At 38.0% G+C, this 22073-nt stretch carries 25 protein-coding genes; 14 read left to right on the top strand and 11 right to left on the bottom strand.

All coding sequences use genetic code 11. The annotated features are described in order from the left end of the window. Positions 1-39: 39 nt before the first annotated feature. Together NQ565_RS16170 and NQ565_RS16165 are read left to right on the top strand one after the other, a co-directional pair. Entirely contained in the window at positions 40-900 is an 861-nt protein-coding gene (locus NQ565_RS16170; RefSeq protein ID WP_005657025.1) for an urea transporter, read from the top strand. 22 nt (positions 901-922) lie between these two features. Beyond that, a complete protein-coding gene (locus NQ565_RS16165) occupies positions 923-1630 on the top strand; it encodes a TIGR02757 family protein (RefSeq protein ID WP_005657024.1) in 708 nt (235 codons plus the stop codon). Between the two features lie 15 nt (positions 1631-1645). On the opposite strand, the gene ung is transcribed toward NQ565_RS16165, so the two are convergent. Continuing rightward, positions 1646-2308 carry a uracil-DNA glycosylase gene (gene ung / locus NQ565_RS16160; protein WP_040316242.1) on the bottom strand — a complete coding sequence of 221 codons (663 nt, stop codon included), beginning with the start codon at positions 2306-2308 and terminating at the stop codon, positions 1646-1648. Positions 2309-2444: 136 nt separating this feature from the next. Next, a complete protein-coding gene (locus NQ565_RS16155) occupies positions 2445-2762 on the bottom strand; it encodes a hypothetical protein (RefSeq protein ID WP_005657021.1) in 318 nt (105 codons plus the stop codon). Between the two features lie 262 nt (positions 2763-3024). Here NQ565_RS16155 and NQ565_RS16150 point away from each other — a divergent pair, with 262 nt between their 5' ends. The 3 genes from NQ565_RS16150 (at position 3025) to NQ565_RS16140 (ending at position 4912) form a co-directional block, all read left to right on the top strand. Further along, complete coding sequence (locus NQ565_RS16150) at positions 3025-3300, top strand: putative quinol monooxygenase (RefSeq protein WP_022104095.1); 276 nt, start codon at positions 3025-3027, stop codon at positions 3298-3300. 76 nt (positions 3301-3376) lie between these two features. Beyond that, positions 3377-4432: a peptide-methionine (R)-S-oxide reductase MsrB gene (gene msrB / locus NQ565_RS16145; protein ID WP_040316240.1), complete on the top strand. Its 1056-nt coding sequence runs from the start codon at positions 3377-3379 to the stop codon at positions 4430-4432. A gap of 6 nt (positions 4433-4438) precedes the next feature. Continuing rightward, a complete protein-coding gene (locus NQ565_RS16140; RefSeq protein ID WP_005657017.1) occupies positions 4439-4912 on the top strand; it encodes an arsenate reductase/protein-tyrosine-phosphatase family protein in 474 nt (157 codons plus the stop codon). Between the two features lie 95 nt (positions 4913-5007). On the opposite strand, the gene NQ565_RS16135 is transcribed toward NQ565_RS16140, so the two are convergent. Then, complete coding sequence (locus NQ565_RS16135; protein ID WP_005657015.1) at positions 5008-6429, bottom strand: DUF7829 domain-containing protein; 1422 nt, start codon at positions 6427-6429, stop codon at positions 5008-5010. Between the two features lie 270 nt (positions 6430-6699). Beyond that, positions 6700-7137, bottom strand: coding sequence for a PepSY-like domain-containing protein (locus tag NQ565_RS16130; protein WP_005657013.1), 438 nt, complete (start codon positions 7135-7137; stop codon positions 6700-6702). Positions 7138-7426: 289 nt separating this feature from the next. Between NQ565_RS16130 and NQ565_RS16125 the strand changes: the two genes are divergently transcribed. Next, positions 7427-8059 (top strand): hypothetical protein, encoded by a 633-nt coding sequence (locus NQ565_RS16125; RefSeq protein ID WP_005657011.1) that lies wholly within the window; start codon positions 7427-7429, stop codon positions 8057-8059. 12 nt (positions 8060-8071) lie between these two features. Here NQ565_RS16125 and NQ565_RS16120 read toward each other — a convergent pair whose 3' ends face one another. Beyond that, positions 8072-8773 (bottom strand): hypothetical protein, encoded by a 702-nt coding sequence (locus tag NQ565_RS16120; protein ID WP_005657009.1) that lies wholly within the window; start codon positions 8771-8773, stop codon positions 8072-8074. 149 nt (positions 8774-8922) lie between these two features. Between NQ565_RS16120 and NQ565_RS16115 the strand changes: the two genes are divergently transcribed. Both NQ565_RS16115 and NQ565_RS16110 read left to right on the top strand, forming a co-directional pair. Then, positions 8923-10578, top strand: coding sequence for an IS1182 family transposase (locus NQ565_RS16115; protein WP_005656266.1), 1656 nt, complete (start codon positions 8923-8925; stop codon positions 10576-10578). Between the two features lie 431 nt (positions 10579-11009). Then, complete coding sequence (locus tag NQ565_RS16110) at positions 11010-11639, top strand: sce7726 family protein (protein ID WP_005657005.1); 630 nt, start codon at positions 11010-11012, stop codon at positions 11637-11639. 3 nt (positions 11640-11642) lie between these two features. Here NQ565_RS16110 and NQ565_RS16105 read toward each other — a convergent pair whose 3' ends face one another. The 4 genes from NQ565_RS16105 to NQ565_RS16090 form a co-directional block, all read right to left on the bottom strand. Beyond that, the gene (locus tag NQ565_RS16105; protein ID WP_005657003.1) at positions 11643-12704 is read right to left on the bottom strand and encodes a beta family protein; all 1062 of its coding nucleotides are present in this window, start codon (positions 12702-12704) and stop codon (positions 11643-11645) included. After that, positions 12694-13227, bottom strand: a complete 534-nt coding sequence (locus tag NQ565_RS16100; RefSeq protein WP_005657002.1) for an ImmA/IrrE family metallo-endopeptidase — start codon at positions 13225-13227, stop codon at positions 12694-12696. Before NQ565_RS16100 ends, NQ565_RS16105 begins: the two co-directional genes overlap by 11 nt. A gap of 2 nt (positions 13228-13229) precedes the next feature. Then, complete coding sequence (locus NQ565_RS16095) at positions 13230-13793, bottom strand: hypothetical protein (protein ID WP_005657001.1); 564 nt, start codon at positions 13791-13793, stop codon at positions 13230-13232. A gap of 174 nt (positions 13794-13967) precedes the next feature. After that, complete coding sequence (locus NQ565_RS16090) at positions 13968-14294, bottom strand: hypothetical protein (RefSeq protein WP_005656999.1); 327 nt, start codon at positions 14292-14294, stop codon at positions 13968-13970. A 217-nt stretch (positions 14295-14511) separates the two neighbouring features. Between NQ565_RS16090 and NQ565_RS16085 the strand changes: the two genes are divergently transcribed. The 3 genes from NQ565_RS16085 (at position 14512) to NQ565_RS16075 (ending at position 18186) form a co-directional block, all read left to right on the top strand. Beyond that, positions 14512-15846 carry a tyrosine-type recombinase/integrase gene (locus tag NQ565_RS16085; RefSeq protein WP_005656998.1) on the top strand — a complete coding sequence of 445 codons (1335 nt, stop codon included), beginning with the start codon at positions 14512-14514 and terminating at the stop codon, positions 15844-15846. 603 nt (positions 15847-16449) lie between these two features. Beyond that, positions 16450-16737, top strand: coding sequence for a helix-turn-helix domain-containing protein (locus NQ565_RS16080; RefSeq protein ID WP_229088300.1), 288 nt, complete (start codon positions 16450-16452; stop codon positions 16735-16737). Between the two features lie 6 nt (positions 16738-16743). Beyond that, positions 16744-18186 carry a DNA primase family protein gene (locus NQ565_RS16075; protein ID WP_005656993.1) on the top strand — a complete coding sequence of 481 codons (1443 nt, stop codon included), beginning with the start codon at positions 16744-16746 and terminating at the stop codon, positions 18184-18186. Between the two features lie 80 nt (positions 18187-18266). On the opposite strand, the gene NQ565_RS16070 is transcribed toward NQ565_RS16075, so the two are convergent. Continuing rightward, positions 18267-19430, bottom strand: a complete 1164-nt coding sequence (locus tag NQ565_RS16070) for an IS4 family transposase (RefSeq protein ID WP_016660807.1) — start codon at positions 19428-19430, stop codon at positions 18267-18269. 576 nt (positions 19431-20006) lie between these two features. On the opposite strand from NQ565_RS16070, the gene NQ565_RS16065 reads away from it, so the two are divergent. From NQ565_RS16065 to NQ565_RS16055, 3 genes are all read left to right on the top strand, one after another. After that, on the top strand, positions 20007-21008 hold the full coding sequence (locus NQ565_RS16065; protein ID WP_139168224.1) for a hypothetical protein: 1002 nt from the start codon (positions 20007-20009) through the stop codon (positions 21006-21008). A gap of 149 nt (positions 21009-21157) precedes the next feature. Beyond that, the gene (locus NQ565_RS16060; RefSeq protein WP_005656989.1) at positions 21158-21454 is read left to right on the top strand and encodes a DUF4406 domain-containing protein; all 297 of its coding nucleotides are present in this window, start codon (positions 21158-21160) and stop codon (positions 21452-21454) included. 23 nt (positions 21455-21477) lie between these two features. Next, on the top strand, positions 21478-21783 hold the full coding sequence (locus NQ565_RS16055) for an HU family DNA-binding protein (RefSeq protein ID WP_005656986.1): 306 nt from the start codon (positions 21478-21480) through the stop codon (positions 21781-21783). Positions 21784-21828: 45 nt separating this feature from the next. On the opposite strand, the gene NQ565_RS16050 is transcribed toward NQ565_RS16055, so the two are convergent. Beyond that, positions 21829-22062, bottom strand: coding sequence for a helix-turn-helix domain-containing protein (locus NQ565_RS16050; protein WP_005656981.1), 234 nt, complete (start codon positions 22060-22062; stop codon positions 21829-21831). Positions 22063-22073 lie beyond the last annotated feature (11 nt).

Here is a 22073-nt window from a genome sequence, read left to right as displayed (position 1 = left end):
CAGCGGATTATATTATATAAATAGCTTTTGAAAGAGTATATGAAAGAAGCATTTCTTACTTTAGGGCGTGGTGTAGGCCAGGTGATGTTTCAGAACAATGCGCTGTCGGGGGTATTGATGCTGGCAGGTATCCTTCTGAATTCCTGGCAAATGGCCTTGCTGGCGATTGTGGGTAATGTTGTAAGTACACTAACGGCTTGTCTTTCCGGTTACAGTCGCGAAGATATAAGGAACGGGCTTTACGGGTTTAACGGTACTTTGGTGGGAATAGCGATCGGAGTATTTATGCCGGTTTCCGTAGCTTCTTTCTCATTGTTGGTTGCAGGTGCGTGCTTATCCGCTTGGATCGCCCGTCTTTTCAGCTTGCAGCGGCGGGTGCCGGGATTTACCGCTCCTTTCATCCTTTCGGTGTGGATATTGTTGGCTGCTTGCAGAGGGATGATGCCGTCTTTGCTATTGCCTTCCGGGAATGCAGTGACAGCCCAGTCACTCTCTTTTTTGCAGGCTTTTTGTCTGAACATCGGTCAGGTGATGTTTCAGGGGAATACAGTATTGGCAGGAGTGCTCTTCCTGTTGGGTATCATGGTTAATTCCCGTATCAATGGCTTTTATGCTGCATTGGGAGCGGGGCTTTCCATTCCGTTCGCTCTGCTGTTGGGAGTGGATGATGCTGTTTTGAATGCCGGATTGATGGGATATAACGGAGTGTTGTGCGCCATTGCTTTGGGAGATAAAACATGGAAAGGCGGCGCGTGGGCCACAGTGGCTGTATTGCTGTCCGTCTTACTCCAGATAGGCGGTATGAAGTGGGGAATAACAACCCTCACCGCACCGTTCGTTGTTGCTGTATGGATAGTGGCAGGGTGCAGGGCCGGATGGAAAAATAGAAATAGAAACTGAAAATTGCTGAATATTACAAAGTATGACCGAGAAAACCCGATTGCAGCTCTTGGCGTGGGCAAGAGAATATCATTGTGCAGCCTTTATACAAGGTGATCCTGTTCAGTTTCCGCATCGGTATACGCAGAAACAGGATATTGAGGTTAGCGGCTTGCTCACAGCTATAATGAGTTTTGGCAACCGCAGGCAGATATTAAAGAAAGCGGACGGACTGCATGGCTTAATGGGAGCTTCACCCTACCGGTATGTCTTGTCCTGCAGGTGGAAAGAAGATTTCCTGCCTACAGATAGGAGTAGCTTTTACCGTATGCTTTCCCATGCGGATTTTTATACTTACTTTGCCCGGCTGCACGCTGCCTATACCCGTTTTGATAGTTTGGAAGATGCCTTGTCGGTTTATCCGGGTACACCGATGGAGAAGCTGTGCGCATTTCTGGAAGTTTCAGTCAAGAGCCCTCAAAAGAAACTGAATATGTTTCTGCGGTGGATGATACGGAAAGAGTCGGAAGTGGATTTCGGCATTTGGAAGAGCTTTGACCGTCGCGATTTGCTGATTCCTTTGGATACGCACGTTTGCAGGGTGGCTTATCTTTTGGGGCTTACCGATACGGAAACATTCTCTCTGAAGAATGCGCGGAACATAACCGAGGCTTTGGCGGAAGTCTTTCCGGACGACCCCTGTTTGGGAGATTTCGCATTGTTCGGCAGCGGGGTAAACGGGGTGCTGTAAGATTGGGCTTTGGTCTTACCAGTCTATCTCCTCAATGCCTTTGCTCCGTAAATAATCGTTGGCCTTGCTGAAGTGCCTGCAACCGAAGAAACCGTATTCGGCGGAACGGGGTGAAGGATGGACGGTTGTCAGAATAAAATGCTTGCTGCTGTCTATCAAGGCTGCCTTTTCTTTGGCATAAGCTCCCCAAAGCATGAATACGAGATGTTCTCGTTCATCACTTAATTTCTTGATTACCGCATCTGTGAAAGTTTCCCAGCCCATGTTGCGGTGCGAACCGGTTTCGTGGGCGCGTACCGTAAGGACAGAGTTCATGGAGAATACTCCCTGAGCCACCCAGCGGTCCAGATTGCCGGAAGTAGGAATCGGTTTGCCCAAGTCTCGATGTATCTCCTTGAATATATTGGCGAGTGATCCCGGTATGGCTACTCCTTCCGGTACGGAAAAGCATATCCCGTAATATTGTCCGGGGTTGGGGTAGGGATCTTGTCCTAAGATAACCACTTTTACTTTTTCAAAAGGGCATGAGTTGAAAACATGAAAGATAAGGTGTCCCGGCGGCAGCACGTTGGCACGTCCGTATTCGCTTTTCACAAATGATACCAATCTTTCAAAGTAGGGCTTGTCGAATTCTTCTTGTAAACGTTGCCGCCAGCTCTCTTCTATCTTGACTTTCATAGGATACTGCATCTAAATACGATGCAACAAATGTACAAATAATCTCTGTGGGTACGTATGTGTTTTGCGGATAAAAAAATTCCGATTCGTCACGAACCGGAATTTTTTCTTTAATGAGATTTACATTTAGAAAAGATTATTCTTTGACAATTTCGCCTTTTTCGTTTAAAAGCGTTTCCGCTTCCTGACCGTCTTGGGTGACGATGATGATTTTGTAGAGTGTGGTCTCTTCCGTTTCTTTTACGTAGGCTTCTTTTACAGATGCACCTTCATAATCTTTGGCTAATGTCTGCATAACAGCCTGTGGCAATTCTGTCGGGTCGATTTTCACAAATTCGTCTTGCGGAACTTGTGCTTCTGCCACGATTGCTGATGAGTTGTTTACTTCCTGTGCGAATACTACAGAACTTCCTGTTCCTAAAACCATTACTAATGCTGCTAATACCTTTTTCATAACTTTCTGATTTTTAGTGAATATTTGGGGTTATCATCTCTAACACTTATCATAGGACAAATAGAATGCCAAACTGTATTGGCTGTTGGTATATGATTGATTTACAGGATAATTATGCGAAGTTGTCCCGAAAAGTCCAATGTAGAAATATGTAGAGTGTTGTAGAAACGGGTAACACATTTGAGGAATAATTACACAGAATCTTAACGGACTTCTTATTTATTCTATATAAATTTGCGCCATACTTAAAATAGATATGAATATGCTTAGACTGAATGTTTTTATTCAAGTGAGTGCGGATAACCGTGCTGCTGTGATGGAAGCTGCAAAAGAACTGGTAGCTTGTTCCCTGAAGGATAACGGTTGCATTGCTTATGACATTTTTGAAAGTGCAACCCGTGAAGATGTCCTTATGATTTGCGAAACATGGAAAGATGAGGAGTCTTTGGCTGCACACGAAAAGGCGGCGCATTTTGTGACTTTGGTTCCTAAAATACAAAGCCTTGCTTCTATGAAACTGGAGAAATTCAGCTTCTGATAATAAACAATATTATTTGAAAAAGTCAACCATTGCGTTGACTTTTTTGTTTTTTACTTCATATATGGTAAATGGTATGAAGCAAATAATCTTTATTTTTGTAATGCTAATAAGTTGTCTGTCCTGTGTCGGTAAATCGACCGGTCAGGCGGAAAGGAGAAACGATATGAAGTCAATGAAAGAAATTTATCTGGCAGGCGGATGTTTCTGGGGAACCGAACATTTCCTGAAGCAAATAGAAGGTGTAGAAGTTACCCAAGTGGGATATGCAAACGGAAATATAGCCAATCCTACCTATCAGCAAGTCTGTACAGGTACTACGGACTTTGCCGAAACCGTAAAAGTACAGTATGATTCTGATAAGGTGACCTTGCCTTTTCTTATCGACCTTTATTTCAAGACAATTGACCCTACCAGTCTGAACCGTCAGGGAAATGACCGTGGTATTCAGTATCGCACAGGCATTTATTATACCGATGCAGCCGATCTGCCTGTTATCCGTGAAACCGTTAGCCGTCTGGCTGCCAACTACACCCGCCCGCTGGAAGTGGAAATTGAGCCGTTGAAGAATTTTTATCCGGCAGAAGAGTATCATCAAGATTATCTGGATAAAAATCCGGGCGGCTACTGTCATATCAATCCTGCGCTATTCGACCTGGCACGTAAAGCAAAGATGAAGAAACCGGTGGCGGCTTACAGTAAGCCCGATGATGCAACATTGCGTTCGCAACTCACCGCAGAACAGTATGCCGTTACCCAGAAAAATGCCACCGAACCGCCTTTCCGTAATGCCTACTGGGATGAACACCGTCCGGGCATCTATGTGGATATTACTACGGGTGAGCCTTTGTTCGTCTCTACCGATAAGTTCGATTCCGGTTGCGGATGGCCCAGTTTCTCCAAGCCGATTGACCGCAAGCTGATTCAGGAGAAAGCAGATACTACTCACGGAATGGTACGTACGGAAGTCCGTAGCAAAACAGGTGATGCCCATTTGGGACATGTCTTTACAGATGGTCCTGCCGATAAAGGCGGATTGCGTTATTGCATCAACAGCGCCTCTTTGCGCTTTATCCCTAAAGAGAAGATGCAGGCAGAAGGATATGGTGAATATTTAGAACTGGTAAAATAACACACAATGGACATATTATTAATAAGTAATAAGGATGCGTGCCGCAGCCGTATCGCACAAGAACTCCTGCACACATTTGGCAGAGGAATGAATATTTCTACGGCAGGAGTTATGGAAGGAAATTGCGTTCCCGATGTCGTATGCGATGTGATGGAGCAAAACGGTTACGGCATATCGCGTAAAAAGCCTTCCGGTGTCGGAGCATATGCGCATCGGTCATGGGACTATGTTGTTACCCTGTGTAAAGAAGCTGAGGAAGAACTGAGCTTCCTCACCCTCAATGCCAAACGGCAGGTGCATTTTAACTTTGAAGACCCTTTTAAAAATCGTTTTCAAAGCGAGAGTGAACAGGAACAACAAATAGAAACCCTCTATGAAACAATGTATCGGCAACTGTACGAGTTCTATCGCGATGAGTTGAGCGAGCAACTATTGCCCCGTTGTACGTGCGGTGCAAATACTTATTGCCGTTGCGAATAGTAGATTGCTTACGCTATTCAATCTTTGTCCGAATATCATGTTCTTCCGGGATTCTTCTTTTTTTAGTAAAGGGGAGCGGTATTTATAAGTATGATTTAATTATAAATATCCGGATATAAAATAGTCAATGCCTTATAAAGGTTTGTCTCTTTTACAATAGTCTCCTCTTTATTATCAAGCTTGATTCCCGGTTCTTTCTGGCATAGATACGTTCTCATGCTTTGGCCTTCTTTTGTATGGAAATTATCTAAAGCCATATCAATGTATCCCCAATAATTATTTAAGGGATGATTGGATGCACTGCGTATACTGTTTATACGTGATTTCCAATTAGGATGATTGGTAAAAGTAATGCGGTTGTTCCTGATGTCTTCAATCAGGCACACTGCCTGGATAATACTACTAGTTAATATTTCTTTTAAATCGATGTTTAGTGTATTGTCGAATAGTTTGTCTAAACAATAAAGCCTCATTTTCGTAGTATTTGTCAGGCTATTGTCTTTTTGCCAATCTTCCGTTTTTTTGTGCCTGTATCCTAACTCCCATAATAGAAGTAGAAACTCCGGATGATATATTCTTCCTACTTCCAGCCCTGTTTGTAACTTGTGAAGTGTATTGGGGGCGTGTATGGCATCTCTAATTTCATTAGCTTCCTCTTTTATCAGTAGGTTGAGAATGGAAGAAGAGGGTTTGTGATCAGCGAGGTAAAACAATGCCTCAAGGAATTCTTCGTGGGGAAATGTATGCCATAGTGTATTGATTTTCTCTTCAGCAGTAGCACCGGCTATGTGATGATATCCCCAAACCGGACGTTCTTTCTCTATACTTATGCTTAATGTTTCCAACATATCTGACAGTTCGGTTTTATGAAAGAGGGAGATGGCCGTTTGGTAAGGGTCGAGCTGTTCGTCTTCTTCTAAGAAACGGACAGCCGGTACTTGCAATTGAGGATAGAGCAGCTTTAATATTTTGTATTCTTTAGGTTTCTTCCATGCTATGATTTCATTTTTATCTAATTTGTTGTGTTTTCTTAGGAATGACTCTGCCTTGTAAACCTCTTCCCATTTACCGCTTTGTTTGAGTGCTGCCTCACAAAATATCCAATGATTTTTGTAATGGGTTATTGCGTTATTAGCGATACATACCCATACATTGGTTTGAAAACTGAAATACTCGGGTTTGTTGGAAAGTAATGCTTCAATCGTATAAATTGTTCCTGAAAGGTCCACTCCGGAAGTAATTAGAGTTGTTATTAGTTCAACATGCCCTTCCTGATACAATTTGAATGCTAACCTGGAGAAAGTAGCATAATATTTATAGGTGTCGGTGGGGAACTGCTCTTTCATGATTTTTCTATCTTCATAAGTAATTTGATAACCACATTCGAGCAATTTTATTAAGTCCTGGACACCGTAAGGGTAGTTGTTTATGAATTCTTGGATTATGCTGTGTCCGTTTTTCTTTTCACAAGGCAGTTCCGACTGGAATATGTTTTTATTATTAGTTGAATTATCCATCGTTTATATAATTTGAATTTGCTATTTAATGAGTGTAAAAGTATAAAAATAAAGTGTTTATATTCTTTATTGCGGCATTTATTTTTCATGATGTACGGAATGTTTTGAGAGCAGATATTAAATAATGTGTTATTTGCTCTCAAAAGAGCTGATAATCTGCCGATTGATATATATGGGGCTTTTAAACAAAAACAGTTGTTCGGAGTTTACTCGAACAACTGTTTTTGTACTCTTGTATTTTAATCCCTAATGTTTTGAGGGCAGGCATTGTCAATCGTCGATATCGATTACTCTCATTTGAGAGTCGAATGTAATTTCCCAACGATTGGACAATTTTATCTCATATTCATTATGATCGAATTCTATTTCGAGAATTCTTGCATCCGGATAGTTGGTCTTTACATAATTACGGATTGCTTCCGGTACAACTTGTGCGGGAACTTCACTTTGTCTGCACCGCACTTCCTTCCACTCTCCCGCTTTATCGAATTCTACTTTCTCTCCATTTGTAAAGACTACATCATAGCTTTTGTAGAATACTCCCGATTCCATTTTGGCTAATGCCACTTTATGGTTTTTGAAATAAGTCTTGATAAATGTCTGCGCTTTTGCCGGTAACTGGTTTACCTGTATCGGTCTATCGTTATCTGCCATTACCATTGTGTGCACTGCAAACATACAAACTAACATCATAATAAACTTTTTCATACTTCTTTATTTTTAATGATTAATACTTTATTTGTTTTCGTATTGCAAAGATGGGAAAGGAATCTGGAAAGAATTGGGAAAAACAGAAAAAAGTCTGATTTTTTATTTGGGTGTTTGTTTTGTGCTTTTGTAATCAAGAATGCTTATTCTTTATTTGTAAATATTTGTTTGAAATAAATATTACTTTATTTTTGCAGGTGGTTTATTGCGAGCCACATCTGTACCGAGATAATGAAGCTCCCTGAAACACCTTCATAGATGATGAATAATGATATAGAAGCAGTTTGTTATGACAATGAAAATATTAAATAGGTTTATAGATGACTGTGTGAATGTTTTTCAATATCGGTTCATGGACACCTTTCAATACTTTAAAGAAAGGAACAAGAATAAATATTGGGGAGACAGGTTTGAAGAGTGGGTTGTGAAAAATTCTAATATCAGTAAAGATGGATGTTCCGACTTGGATACAGGAAAAATATTCTGGCGGCTTCTGGATTGGCGAGGTGATAAATATGTTGAGGGATACCGGCCTCTGTCTTCTTCATCTCCGGATTTGTTATTGGAATGTGCTGTAGATAGGAGCAGGATTTATAAGGTCGGAGAGATAATAGCCGTAGAATGTAAATGGAGAAGTAAAGTTGGATTTTATCTTGACAGGAAGGATATTGAGAAGTACGAGGTATATATGAATATTAACCAACTGAACCGTCCGATAAAAAGTCTGTTTTACGTTTTTGGCTTTGGATGGGTTAATGATGCTCCGGAGCAAGTTTATGTGATTCCTGCACGGGAATTATACGATTATAACAAGGACACCGGCCAGGTAACGTTTCCTGCCAAGGAAAGTGAAAGCGAGAAGCTGGAACGGTTGAAGCGTTTTAAAAAGAAGGATAATAGATGTTTGATGTATATAGAGTAACCTTTATTTAATTTATTTCCTGCTATTCTCTTCCATGACACTCAATGCAAATTTTATGATGAAGAGGAGCACCACTCCTATTACAGCATACATCGACAATATGAATAAGGAAAACATTACCGGGAAATAGATTACACATACCGATAGAAGACGTTTACCGCTCTGCCGTAGCGCGGTAACGAACTGGATGAATTGAATGACAATCATAATAACGGCATATACCAGTGAAAGTGCCGTCATAAAGTGCCAGAAGCCGAAGTCGAAACATAACGCTCCCCATATATTATTCTTGGGAAACATATCCAGCGGACTGTTGAATGGGATTTTGATAATCATCACTACCAATGGAACAAGAATAGCGTATAAGGAATAGCTTAAATCCATAGGCACTGCTTTACGTCCTATCCAGGACAGCACATTCTTGAACAATATAAACTCTTGATATACGACAAACATGCTTCCCAGAAGTATCAGCGCCATATTTCCCAGATTATTTTCTACTAATTGAAGCGATGATAGCATCCCTGCCCGTGAGTGAATCATCCAGGCGAAAATACACACGGTCATGGAGAGAAGGGTAGCAAGTGATATTCTGTTGAATGCTTTCCACGAAAGATACTCACCATTCGAAAAATGTGCTGTAAAATTCAGTACCGTTGCCAGAATTGTCAGGGCAGAAAGTATTGCCGGAAAGATATACTGTGAGTCAATCATAGTTAAAAGGATTTGGTAAGGCCATTAACGAAAAGAAGGTGTGTCAAAATGCACACCTTCTGTTTTTTACGCACAAAGCCCCGACTTTCACAAGCTGGGGCTTTGTTATTACCTAAAGATTTTGTATCTTTAAGCATAAGTTCTTTACTATGACAAAGATACATTTTCGTCCTTACAATCCCAACCAAACCGTTCTTTTTCCTCAAAGAATTGATGAGGATATTGCAGAAAACGATCCGGTGCGCATGGTTGACGCCCTGGTTGAGGGCTTGAATCTTGAAAGTTTCAGAAAACTGTATAAGGAATGCGGTCGCAGCCCTTACCACCCCAAGATGATGCTCAAGGTCATTCTGTATGCCTATATGAACAACATCTACTCCTGCCGGAAAATTGAAAAACTCCTTCACCGTGACATCCATTATATCTGGCTGGCCGGATATGAGAAACCGGATTTCATTACCATCAACCGTTTCCGCAACCGGGTGAAGAAGGAAATTAACGAAGTGTTTACGCAAACCGTACTTCTTCTCTCTTCCAAAGGCTTCATCAGCCTGAATGTGGAATATATTGACGGGACAAAGCTCGAATCCAAAGCCAACAAGTACACTTTCGTCTGGCGAAAAACGGTTGAGCGGAACCGTGAACGCCTGATGAAGAAGATACATGTCCTGTTAGGGCAGATAGACGATGTCATTGCTCAGGAGAAGTCATCAGAGAACAATGAGGAAGTTGAGTTCACTCCGGCCATGCTGACTGAAATGGCAGGAGAATTGCGTCATGCACTGGAACAGGTTTCCGAGCCATCCGCGAAAGAGGAAAAGACTGAACTGAAAAAGAAACGCAAACAGCTGAAGGAACTGGAAGAACACAGGGACAAACTGCAGGAATACGACTGCCATCTGGAAACACTGCAAGAGAGGAATTCCTATTCCAAGACGGACAAGGACGCTACTTTTATGAGAATGAAGGAGGATGCCATGCGCAACGGACAGACGAAGCCCGGTTACAACCTTCAAATCGGCACCGAAAATCAGTTCATCACCGATTTTGCACTCTTCCCGAACCCTACGGATACACTGACCCTGATTCCTTTCCTGCAATCTTTTTCAAACAGGTATGAACGGATGGCCCATACGGTGGTTGCTGATTCCGGCTATGGCTCCGAAGAGAATTACCGCTTCATGTCCGAAAACGGCATGGAAGCCTACGTAAAGTACAACTATTTCCACATGGAGCAGCGGCCGAGATTCAAACCGGCCCCGTTCAAGGCCGAAAACTTCTACTACAATGAAGAACATGACTTCTGCATCTGCCCTATGGGGCAAAGGATGCGGAGGATAGGCACCAGGAATGTGAAAACCGCATCCGGATATGTCAGCGAAAATGCACGGTACAGAGCTGTCAGGTGTGAAGGTTGTCCCCTGCGATGCCGCTGTTTTAAAGCAAAAGGAAACAGGACGATAGAACTGAATCATAGGCTTAGACAATACAAGCGGAGAGCCAAAGAACTGCTCTGCTCTGAGAAAGGACTGAAACACAGAGGGCAGAGATGCATAGAACCGGAGGCCGTGTTCGGACAAATTAAAAACAATATGAACTACAAACGTTTCCGACATTTTGGAAAGGACAAGGTCTTCATGGACTTTGCCTTCCTAGCCATTGCCTTCAATATAAAAAAAATGTGTGCAAAACTGACAAAAGAAGATACGAAATGGCTGATTGGATGGTTTTATGAACTTACTGTCGCTTTATTTAGATGCTGGAGACACATAAATCAAAGAAATCTTCGAATTATCGCAGCTTAAAGAAAATGAACAGATTTGTATAGTGATGAACAAAAAAGAGGTGCATCGTGCATTACGACACACCTTCTACATCATTTTTAAAAGTGGTGCCACCAGAGAGATAAATGGGAATCGAACTGAGTTGTATTGATCACTATTGGTCTTTACAGAAATGCTTTAGTTTGCTGGAACGAGTGCATGAAATGTCATAATAAGTCATAAAGGACTATGGAATTGAGCACCATAATGGGCACTACCTCATGGTTGATTGCAATGAATATATGCAAAAAAAGTTTGTGATACGTTCTAAATCTTGTGTGAAATTTTGTTTCTTCTATTCCATTGCCATGAGGCAGAAAGTATCATATGAGCTCCACTAGCAAGATGTTAAAAGTATATTCTCTTTTCCATGTTTTATTGCAGCCCTTATATTTTCTATGTAATTTTGTAGTATGAATTTAGATAGTAATAGTTTCATTATTAAAGCTCGTTTTATCGACCATATATTAAATTCTTTCTGTTCTGATAATATTTGTATTGGGCAAGAAGTAATGTATGGTACTAATCGTCTTTTGGCTGACTTGGTTTTAGTTGCTGATGGCAAATTATATGCATTTGAGATAAAGGCATACAATGATGATCTACGACGAATAGAGAACCAGCTAGCTAATTATAGAAAAATATTTGATTTCATATATGTAATAACTACAGAAAATCATCTAGCAAATATTAGAAATATTCATCAAAAAAAAGTTGGAATTTATGTGTTTAATCCTGACGGTACAATCTCAGAAAAGAGAAGAGCTCTTGAACAAAAAGTCTTCTCCAAAGAAGATGCTTTAAATACAATTCCAGCCCTTTTTTTAAAAAAATATTTTTCACTCCCTTCTACATTGACTGCAGATCAAGTAAGAGGAAAATTGATGAATTGTAAAAGAGAAATAGTGAAAAATAGCCTTCACTCTTATATGAAAAGTATAATATCATATAAGTATGAAAACTTTATTGAGAATAAAGGTGAGGTGGTACATTTTGAAGATGTATCAATCCTTTCTTTAAGAAACTATTCTGTTTTAAAATGAATATTATCTTAACGATAGACGTCTTAATTGTTGCTCGATGTAAATATTCATTCTGACAGATATCCAAAATGAAGGTGATGAACCTGGAGAAGCGCCATCTGCTGCAATAATAATTTGGTTTATTCCCCAATTTTTAATTTCAGACGGGAATCTCTTATCTCTTGTTGCATCTACAGCTACTAAGGAATAGGTTACAGCATATCCTTTAGGTACCTTTCTTCTCCGATAGTAAAAAATTTCTGTTTCTAAAGGAACGTCAATTCTTGGTCGCCAGCCATTTGCCATTATGACATTATCATTTCTAATAGGATTTATACTACCATAATCACTATACATGATACTTATATCTGGAATAGCCTTTGAAACCTCTCGGTATAAGCGGATTTCTGTTAGTTGAAGTGTAGATGAATCATCCTCACCGATTTTGTCAGGAAATGATGTTGATGCCAATATGAAGTTTACATGAGGTATTTTATTATAAACATCTTCAATAATCCTCACAGCTTGTTCTTTGCATGAAGATAATTCAGAAGCTCGGATATAGCTACAATCAATAATAAAAAAGAATTTTTTGTCACTTGATATTGATTTTGATATAATATCTATATCATCGCTATATCCTTCATCTTCAATATTACATCTATAGGAAATTCCGCTAAATTTTTTCAAAATTGAAGATACTTGTTTTTCTAAATTATCTTCAAAATAATCATCATCAACATTTAATAATATTGAAGGATAAATGTCTTTGAATATATCTTTCTCCTTTATTTCTATTAAAAAGTTAATCCAGTTTTTATATCCGTTATCTGGTATATAAAACATATCAATTTGAGTACTGGACAATGCTGGCTCCGTAGTTAAATCTAAAATAATATCCATGTTGCCAAAACATTCTGCTAACTGATCTATCCGCTTTTGAATATCTCCAATCGTGTCTTTCTTAGTTTTTCGACCTCTTGTTAATTCTATAATAGGAAATATTCCTTTTTTATTAGAAAAGTTTCTAAGAGCCCTTATCTCTGAATCTCCAGTCTTAAACAAAAGTCCATATTTATTCTTCATCGTCAATCAATTTATAACCTAAATCAATAAGTCTGTTTCTCATAGCAATAAGAGATACTCCAAACCTTTTAGCTAACTCTTTTAAAGATAAAATATCTTCTGATATTGCTGCTTTTATAGATTTCTCAGGCATAAGTAATTCTGCAGCAAATTGATTTGCTTCATACTCTATCATAGTTTTATTTTCCTCTTTTCTAAAAAAAGCCGTGTCCTCAAATACTGAGTAATCATTCCGATGTAAACAATAATGGGCGAATTCGTGCGCTAAAGTATATCTTTGCCTAGCGTCATTATGCTTAGAATTCACTACTATTGTCCATTGTTCCCCCTCTTTTTCCAATTTACCTGATATTTCAGGTGACAAGGGGGCTTTCCTAATTGTTATATTATAATCTTTAATTAAGCGATCTATATCTAATTGATTATTAATAATCAAATCATTATGAGATGCATAATCTAACATCGCTTCTGCATTCAATTTAATTGGAGAAGCTCCTTTTCGTCTTATTCCTCGAACTCCCATGATTATTTTTTTACTTTCAATCTTTTTAAATCAGCTTTATTTTTAACTTCGCTATCATCTTCAAATTCATCCCATTCTGATGACTCTTTTAGGTCTTTCAGCTCGGCTTCTAATTTGTTAATTCTTTCTGTAGTATCAAAAAGAAGTTCTTCTATCTTGCCTTTTGTATTTTCAATAATTACATTTTGTATATCTGGGGATTTCCTCAATAGCTCTTTTACTTGTTTCTTTACTTCATCTACAGTAATGAATTTTAAATGAAAAAATGTAACCAAAGAAAATATTGCGAGTAAAGCAACTAAAAATGTTATAACTGTATTATAGTAATTAACAACATTGTTTGTATACTCTTGTGGCGTTAACAATACACCTTGTTCTTTAAGTTTGTTTATTGATTCTATCTTTGCATTAATTTCTTCGATTGAAATAGAATCATGCACAGCTTCAATATTTGCAATGTGTATAGGGTGTATGACAGAATTATGTCTATGACAAAATAGACATATTGCTATAGCAATGCATATGAAAACTATACCTCCGATAAAACCACCTACAAATCCTCTCATTTTTATTATTTTTATACCTAATCACAAAGATAATTATAATTTTGGTTTATCCATATTTTAGTTATCTCTTTTACAATTTACTTTTTAGCAGAACAAGTTGTAAAATTAGAATTGCCTGTTTGTTGAAGCTCAAAAGTTCTTTGCATGTGATTTCCTCCATTTCTAAATATCAAGCTATATATTGTGTCTATTCCAATACTCAAAACATTCTTTCTGTAAATCACTTAAACGAACATCTATAACCAGTGTGTCGCAGAGCTCAAAGAATCCTTCGCTAGGTAAACCTGTGGATTTGAGTACAACAATAGATGCCAAGATAGGTTGTTTGTTCTCTATATCGTATCGGGTAATCTTTTCTAATATTGTTCCCAGACTATATACAAGAGTAGCATCTTCTTCTTTCACTAAGTCGGAATAATATAATGTCTTCCCCTCAGAAGCGACCTTAATAAGTTGCTTTCTGATAGTCAATTCCTGTTCTGTTAATTCTATTGTAGACATATCATTTCATATTTCCCGTAAAAGTATGAAAAAACAAGGACTTGATTGATAGGTTTCTAACTTTTTATGCAATAAATGTGTAACTTTGGGGCACTATGACGTATCTGTCATATTGTGGAGTTCCATTGTTCGCAAATCATTTGAAAACAGAAATTAAGGTCTATATAAAAAGGAACGACTCTTGAAAAAGTTCTGTTAGTTATAAACCTACAAATATATGAATAATAAGAATATCTTTACTCAGAACTGCGTCAAATACTCACTGAAGAATGCAACGCAAGAGTTCTCCTTGATACGTCTGCGTATGACGATCGGTGGGGTTCGCTTTAGCTACTGCCTACCAGTGGAATACAAAATCAAATCTTCATATTGGGATAAGGAAGCAGGAAAAGCCATAGAAGATGTCAAAAGGAATAACGAGCTAAAAGGCAATCCCATGCTGCAAGTTGCGCTGCGTAACATCAATAAAGAAATTGAAAAAACGACTAATACCTTAATTAAAATAATAGAGAGCTACAAAAGTCGGGACATAACTCCGACAGCCAGTCTGATAAAGGAAGAGTTAATAAAGGCACTTAAGAAGAAGAAGGAAGAAGAGAAACCGATATTCCCCGACTTTATATCTTATATAGACTATTACATGGATTTATGCAAACAAGGTAAAATACTAAATGTGGATGGTACAAAATTGTCTCCAGCTACCTTAGCTACCTATAAATCCACAAGGAATATTTTAAAGAAATATGCAGCAGCCCGTAATATAACGATAAAGATAGAAGCTGTTAATCTAGAATTTCGTAATGACTTCATAAACTTTCTATATGATATAAAGCATCATAACGGTGAATACAAACTGAACTCAATTGGTAAGTTTATAAAGACGATTAAGGTGTTCATGCGCCATGCTTTCGATAACAATGTCACTACAAATAATAGTGTATTCAAGAAGGACTTCGTTCCGTTAAAGGAAGAAGCAAATACAATCTACCTTACCGAAAACGAGTTAGCTGCCTTGTATGCTCTTGAATTGCCAACTAATCAGGCAGAGGTTAGGGATTGCTTCTTGATTTCGTGTTATACGGGGCTAAGATATTCTGACATATCCAGACTAAGTATGGAGCATATTAATCTGGAAAAAAACACAATAACAATAGTTACTTATAAAACACGTAATCAAGTCGTGATCCCGATACATCGAATTGTAAAGGAGATATTGGAGCGCTATGGAAACAAACTGCCGAAACCGCAATGTAACCAATCAACGAACCGAATGCTTAAAAAGTTATGTGAACAGGCTGGTATTACGGAAATTATATCATATACCGAAACCGTTGGTGGAACACATAAGGAATGTACAGCCCGTAAATGTGACAAAGTTACTACCCATACAGCCCGTAGGAGTTTTGCTACCAATGCGTATAAACGAAACGTGCCTACGCTAGCAATAATGGCAATTACTGGGCATAAGACTGAAACTTCATTCATGAAGTACATCCGCATTAGTAAAGAGGAAAATGCCCAGTTGTTGCAAACACACGAATTCTTCGTCTAATCCTCATTGATGTAGATAATGTAGCAAATGTAGTTTTTTTCTTATACTTATTCTTTTTTCTTTTTCCAAAATAAAGTGTTTTTTCTTTTAATATTAATTTTACTTTGAGAGAGCGGAGGGCAGGTTGTGGGCGTAGAACGCCGCACAACCTGCCCTAATTAATATCTCCTATTTCCCAAAGGCGTTCTACGTCTACAATCTGTTCTGACGGTCTCTCAAAGAGAGAGCGGCTTAATCATTGGTATGTACTTTTCCTTTTTGGAAAAATTAGATGTGTATATGGATAATATAGAATGTTCATCTTGAACAATTCCTTTCTCCTGCATGATAATGAAGTTCATATGAAGAAAGAGGATACTCTGCTGAGTAAAATATCAACCATTATGACCTTTTAAATGCTTCTTTTTGTTAAACGGAAATTATTTAATCATTATTAACATTGGATTTATTTTCTCTAGCTCCCGCTGGGCGCTTCGACTTTAATGCAACCTGTTTAAGTGTCTGATTATCAGATGTTGTATTAGTGTTTAAGAGTGTATAAATGTTTGCTTGCTATTTTTTACTATTGTAGTTTTGCATCAAAAATTTAATATTAAAATGCTTATGGCAAATATTATTGTATGCGATGCAAAAGAACTTCAAGCTCTAGTACGAGCGGAAGTAGAAGCGGCTGTTACTGCTGTATTGAGTGCTCAAAACAAGCAATCTCAAAAGAGAAATGTTGCTCCCGCTTACTTGGGGCGCAATGATGCAGCCGAACTGTTAAGAATTAGCCTCTCTACTTTAGGACGGTTAGTCCAACAAGGACATCTAAAATGTAGAAAAGTAGGTCGTAGGTCTCTCTTTCTTCTCTCAGATTTAGAAAAAGTAGTGCTAACGCTTAATCAGTAAACAACAATGGATGCAGTAAAAAGAAACGTACTGAATGAGCTCTGTAGACTTGTCCAAGAACATAACATCTCTTTCAAAAGTCTGGATAATGATAAAAGTAAAGCTGGTTTGATCGTAGAGGTGGTAAATACTGTCTTGTGGTTGGCTGATAAAGCAGAATCTGATTTTGTGTGGAGAGGTGGTACACATTATATATATGTGAAAACCCATTGGGAGCAGATAACTTCTAAAGAAATAACTCAGCTTCTTACAACTGTTGCTAATCTTGGGGAAATCCATGAGTATAAGGCAAAACACCATCGGTTTGGGGAAGAGTTGTATAAGCAATTCCGCTCGGTCGTGAAAGACATGGAGACTCAAAATACAGACGTTGTTAAAATAAATTGCGACAATGGAACAGTTGTATTTGGAGCTAATTTTGTAGAACTACGTCCTTTTGATAAAAGAGATTGTTTCTTTTATAAGTTGAATTATAGCTATAAACCTGATGCCACTGCTCCTGAATTCCAGCGAGTCTTGAATGAAGCTTTGCCTTTGGACGGACAAATGATATTACAAGAATATATTGCCAGCATTTTCTTTCCTCGTTTCAACCATCAGAAGGCTTTGCTTTTATATGGACATGGTGGAGAAGGTAAGAGTTTGATAATAAATATTATCTCTGCTGCCTTAGGGCGAGATAATGTTGTAGAGCGTTCTGTTGAGAGTTTGTGTGCAGAAGAGAGCCGTACAGTTGCTGATTTGGAAAACAAACTATTGAATATATGCTATGAAATGGGTTCTAAATTTAATATATCCAACTTTAAAAGGCTGGTATCCAAAGAACCCATGACTGCCAAGCGCCTATATATGGATCCGTATACTATATATGATTATGCAAGCCTACTGTTTGCTTGTAATGAACTACCTAAGAATATAGAATATACGAATGCGTATTTTAGAAGATTGATGATTCTACCTTTTCTCAATCAAATTCCGGTAGAAAAGCAAGATAGAACACTTGGCGAAAGAGTTATACAAAATGAACTGAGCGGAATCTTGAATTGGATAATCAAAGGTGCAGAGCGATTGCTTGCACAAGGTTGTTTCTCTAAAAGTGAATTGGTAGATAGAGCGTTAGCCGAGTATCGGGTTGACGCTGATAGTGTAGCGTCTTTCATTGATGATAGTAACTATGAAAAATCAACAGAAAACAAAGACTGTATGGCGCTCAAATATTTGTTTGAGGGATACATGAATTATTGTAGCGAATCAAACTGCCATGCGTGTTCACGCAAGACATTTTCGTCACGTTTAAAAGGGCTGGGGTTTCAATTAGTTCGTAAGTCACAGGGCATGTTTGTTTTTATTAAAAAAGTACCTCTTGATGTTACTGCTGCAGAAGAAATTAAATCGAATAAGGAATGGACTTTAGAAGAAGATTATTCATTAAAAAACATATTTATATGAAAAGAGATTACTATGATGAGCTTGCAAAAAGTGAGATATTGGATCATTAGTGTCCCGTTAAAATGGGACGAGTTAAACAATTAATCAAAAAGCCCCGGAATCAGGGGATCATTTAGATCTTTGACATCATTGAAATTAGTCTTGTCGAACAGGTCACGCAAGTGGGTTTTGTCAGTCAATGATATGCTGAGAATTTGTAAAACTTCATAGGTTGAACGTTTCAACTTCATATCATGTTGGACAATAGCCACAAGACAGTACGTGATAATAGCCACACTGATTTGTATGCGAACAGCGTTCTCTGTTGTGCCCCAGAATTTCTTTATCTTGAGATGCTGCTTGAGCCATTTGAAGAACAGCTCGATTAACCATCTTTTCTTATAAAGATCGGCGACATCCAGTGCAGAAAGTTGTTTTGCATTCGTCAAAAAAGTGAACTCACGGTCATCCTCTTCGTCGTAATATCGGACGAGTCTGAATGACTCAGGATATTTTTTCTCGGAGAGATATCCGGTCAGTTTCACTTCCGCATCTGTCATTATGTTCTTTGGCATTCTTCGCTTCCATCTGACTGTCTTATACTTTAAGTTCGTCTTGGCTCTGACAACAAAGAAAGAGTCTGTAAGATGTATCCTATAGAGTTCTTTAAAGGAGTCATAAGCCCTGTCGAATATATAATAAGCATTTGGTTCATAATGGATTGAAGACATTGCTGTGGAATCATGCTTTGATGCAGTAGTTACAGTATAGAAGGCAGGAACTTGTGCTTCAATGTCGTATAAGACATGAGCTTTCACCCCTCCTTTCTTGCTTCGGAACTTTGCCCATGGGAATGTTGCAAGACACAACGGAATCGTTGTTGAATCAAACGCATATTTCTTTCCGGAAATGTCAAGGATGTTGGTCGTCCGCTTCTCGCAGGCTTCCTTCATCATATAGAATGCAAAGTCTTCGAAGATTCTGTAATCACGGTTCTGGTTCGCTGTCGCAAGAGTTGTCTTGGCTATCGGTTCACGACCTAAACCAAGATGATATTGCTTGGCCCTATGCGCCTCGAAAGCAACGACTAAGTCTCGCAGGCTCTCACGGTTACTCAGTTGTCCAAACATCATCGCGAGCATCTGATTCCAGCAAGTGAAATGTTTCACATATCTGTTGCCATCATACTTGCGAACATAGTTGTTGAACTGAGTCCTGTTCAGAAAAGCGGTTAATTGAGAGAATACGTATTTGTCTTGGAACATAGCAGCCATTTGTATTAGACTGCAAAGTTGCAAAATCAAGTCCGTTTCATTTCAAAAAAACGTGTAATTGACTATATTTCAATAATTTCAAAGAACTATTTATCCACTTTTACGGGACAGTAGTGATATTGGATATTAAAACAGAGTGCGAGCATACTAAATCTTGTGTTGCTTGTATAAGGAGAAGTGAATGTGGACATGTAAACCGAAGTGAAAAGGCTAAAAGATATTATTGCTTAGATCGCAATAGGAAAAAGATTACATTGCCTCCTTATATTATCCTGCAATATATTCACGTATTGACTAAGGGGTGCGGATTTGATAAAGATGCAGTAATTGAGATTGTTGACGATTGTACAAAGTACATTGTCTCAGAAAATAGAGATAAGCTAAAGGCTGTTGCAATGGAGCTGATTCTGCCGGATGAAAGCTATCAATACTTGTGGTATGATTGAAAAGATAGGGAGAATGAGGCGTTTCATTCTCCCTATCAAGTTTAACATTCGTATCTTCTTCGGTAACGTGTGATCTAATCCTTTTACTCTCCAAATATATAAGTAAAAACTTATGATTATTATGAATGAATTCTTAGTATTTGATACAATAAAGATTGTGACACATAGTACCTATCTCAAAGCATTGGATAAATCAGCCTTTACAACTGATATTGATTTGTCGGATGAAAGAACTATAAGGTCAGTAACCTTTAATTCTCAGAGAAATAGAACTATTGTTCCATTTGAATTGTATATCCATGCCAATTTATTATCAGGAAAGATGAGCATTGAATTTTCTTCTAAAGTATTATGGGAAGATTATCCTAAATTAATATCTTCTGAAACATTTGCTCAGTGTTTGCAGAATATAAACGAAACAGGAATCTGTGCATTGGATATTGACCGTATCATGGAAGACTGCTATGTTACCAAATTACATATTACTAAAGATGTTGAATTAGAACTTACGCCAGCTATATTGGATAGCCTGAATCTTTGTACAGGCAATTTTCGGCGATATGACTGGAAACGCTATAAAACAGCTATTTTGTTCTCCAAGAATGTTAAATCATCGAATAGTAAAGAAGCGATAAGTATCTACGATAAGGGAGTGGAAATAGTGCAAGCTAAAAATAGAGGATTCTTGGGGTTGGTAGAAAATGCTGATAAGATTATTGAATATTTTGTTGGGAAAACCCGCTTTGAAGTTAAACTTGAAAATATGAGCAAAATAAAGAAAGAGCTAGGAATTAAAGATACTAGCTTAAAATCAGTGTTTAGTGTAAAGAAAAATGTAGTTCTTTCTCAATTTGATAAGATATTTACGGAAAGAGCCATCTCAAACAAAGTGAAAATAGAAACCCTTTTGGACTTTGGCATATGGAATATTGTCTGTAATTATAATGGAAATCTAAAGGCTATTGAGCAAGAAATAAAAGATTTGGGAATTTATGGAAAAGGATCAAGAGCCGCTTTCGGAAGGACAATGAAACGGATAAAGGAAATGGCTCAAATATGGGGTAATCAGGAAATGGAAAAGGATGTTGTTCTTGAAAAGGTACGCTGTCTATTAAGCCAATAACTAATAAGGTATAAACGTGCTACATATGACGAGGCGTCATATTGGATTAGTAAAGTCATATACTTGAAAATCACAATATGACGCCTCGTCATATCTGATAAGGACGGAACGATTCTTGAAAATCTTCTCTGAATATAAAGCAATAACTAATGAAAATATACATCTCAGGACAGATAACAGGACTGAAAGAAAAAGAGGCAAAAATCTATTTTGACAGAGCTGAAAAAATGTTACTAGAAAAAGGTTATAATCCGGTAAATCCAATGCGTATCAATCCTCCGATAAAAAATAAATCATGGAAAGATTACATGATAGATGATTTGAGGCTTTTATTTGATTGTGAGGCGATTTATCTTATTGATAATTGGCAGATGTCTAAAGGGGCAAGAATCGAATATTATATTGCGAAAGAGCTTGGAATGAGTATAATAGAGACTATAGAATAATTATTAACTAAAAACATTATTGTATGAATAAAAAGGAATTGGTAGATGCCATTGCAGAGGAAACGGGAATGAATAAAAAAGAATCTCGAAAGCTACTCAACGTAATAATTGGTATTGTCATTGAAGAGATGAAAAAAGATGGGAAACTGCTTCTTATGGGGTTCGGAACATTCTTTGTAAAACAAAAGCCTGCAAGGAGGGGAATGAACCCTAGCACTTTTGTGCCTATTGAGATACCTGCAAAGAGAGTTGTGTATTTTAGACCTAGCGCTTATTTGAATTCTTTGTTGAAGCGAAAAAGAGGACGAAAGCGGATAGTCAGAAACTAAAGTTTATTTGCTGAACCAGTTGTGCCTTGCCGCTCCTGTAAGCTATTAAGTTTTAGAGTTGATCGGAGGGAAAAAATCAGCAGGTGAGCAATTAAAATCTTTAGCAATGAGATAAAGTTGATGTACACTATATTTAGTATCAGAGTTTTCACTTTCAACTTGTCCTATGAAACCAGCGGAACAATCTAATATCTCAGCCATACCTCGCTGAGATACTTTTAGTTCTTTCCTCTTTTCTTTAATCTTATTAATCACAAATAAATCGATCTCTGACTTCATAAAACATTGTT

Origin of the sequence: Bacteroides stercoris ATCC 43183 (assembly GCF_025147325.1) — a bacterium.
Taxonomy (GTDB): domain Bacteria; phylum Bacteroidota; class Bacteroidia; order Bacteroidales; family Bacteroidaceae; genus Bacteroides; species Bacteroides stercoris.
Note: the sequence above shows the minus strand (reverse complement) of the source record. Positions and strands in the feature narration are given on the sequence as shown.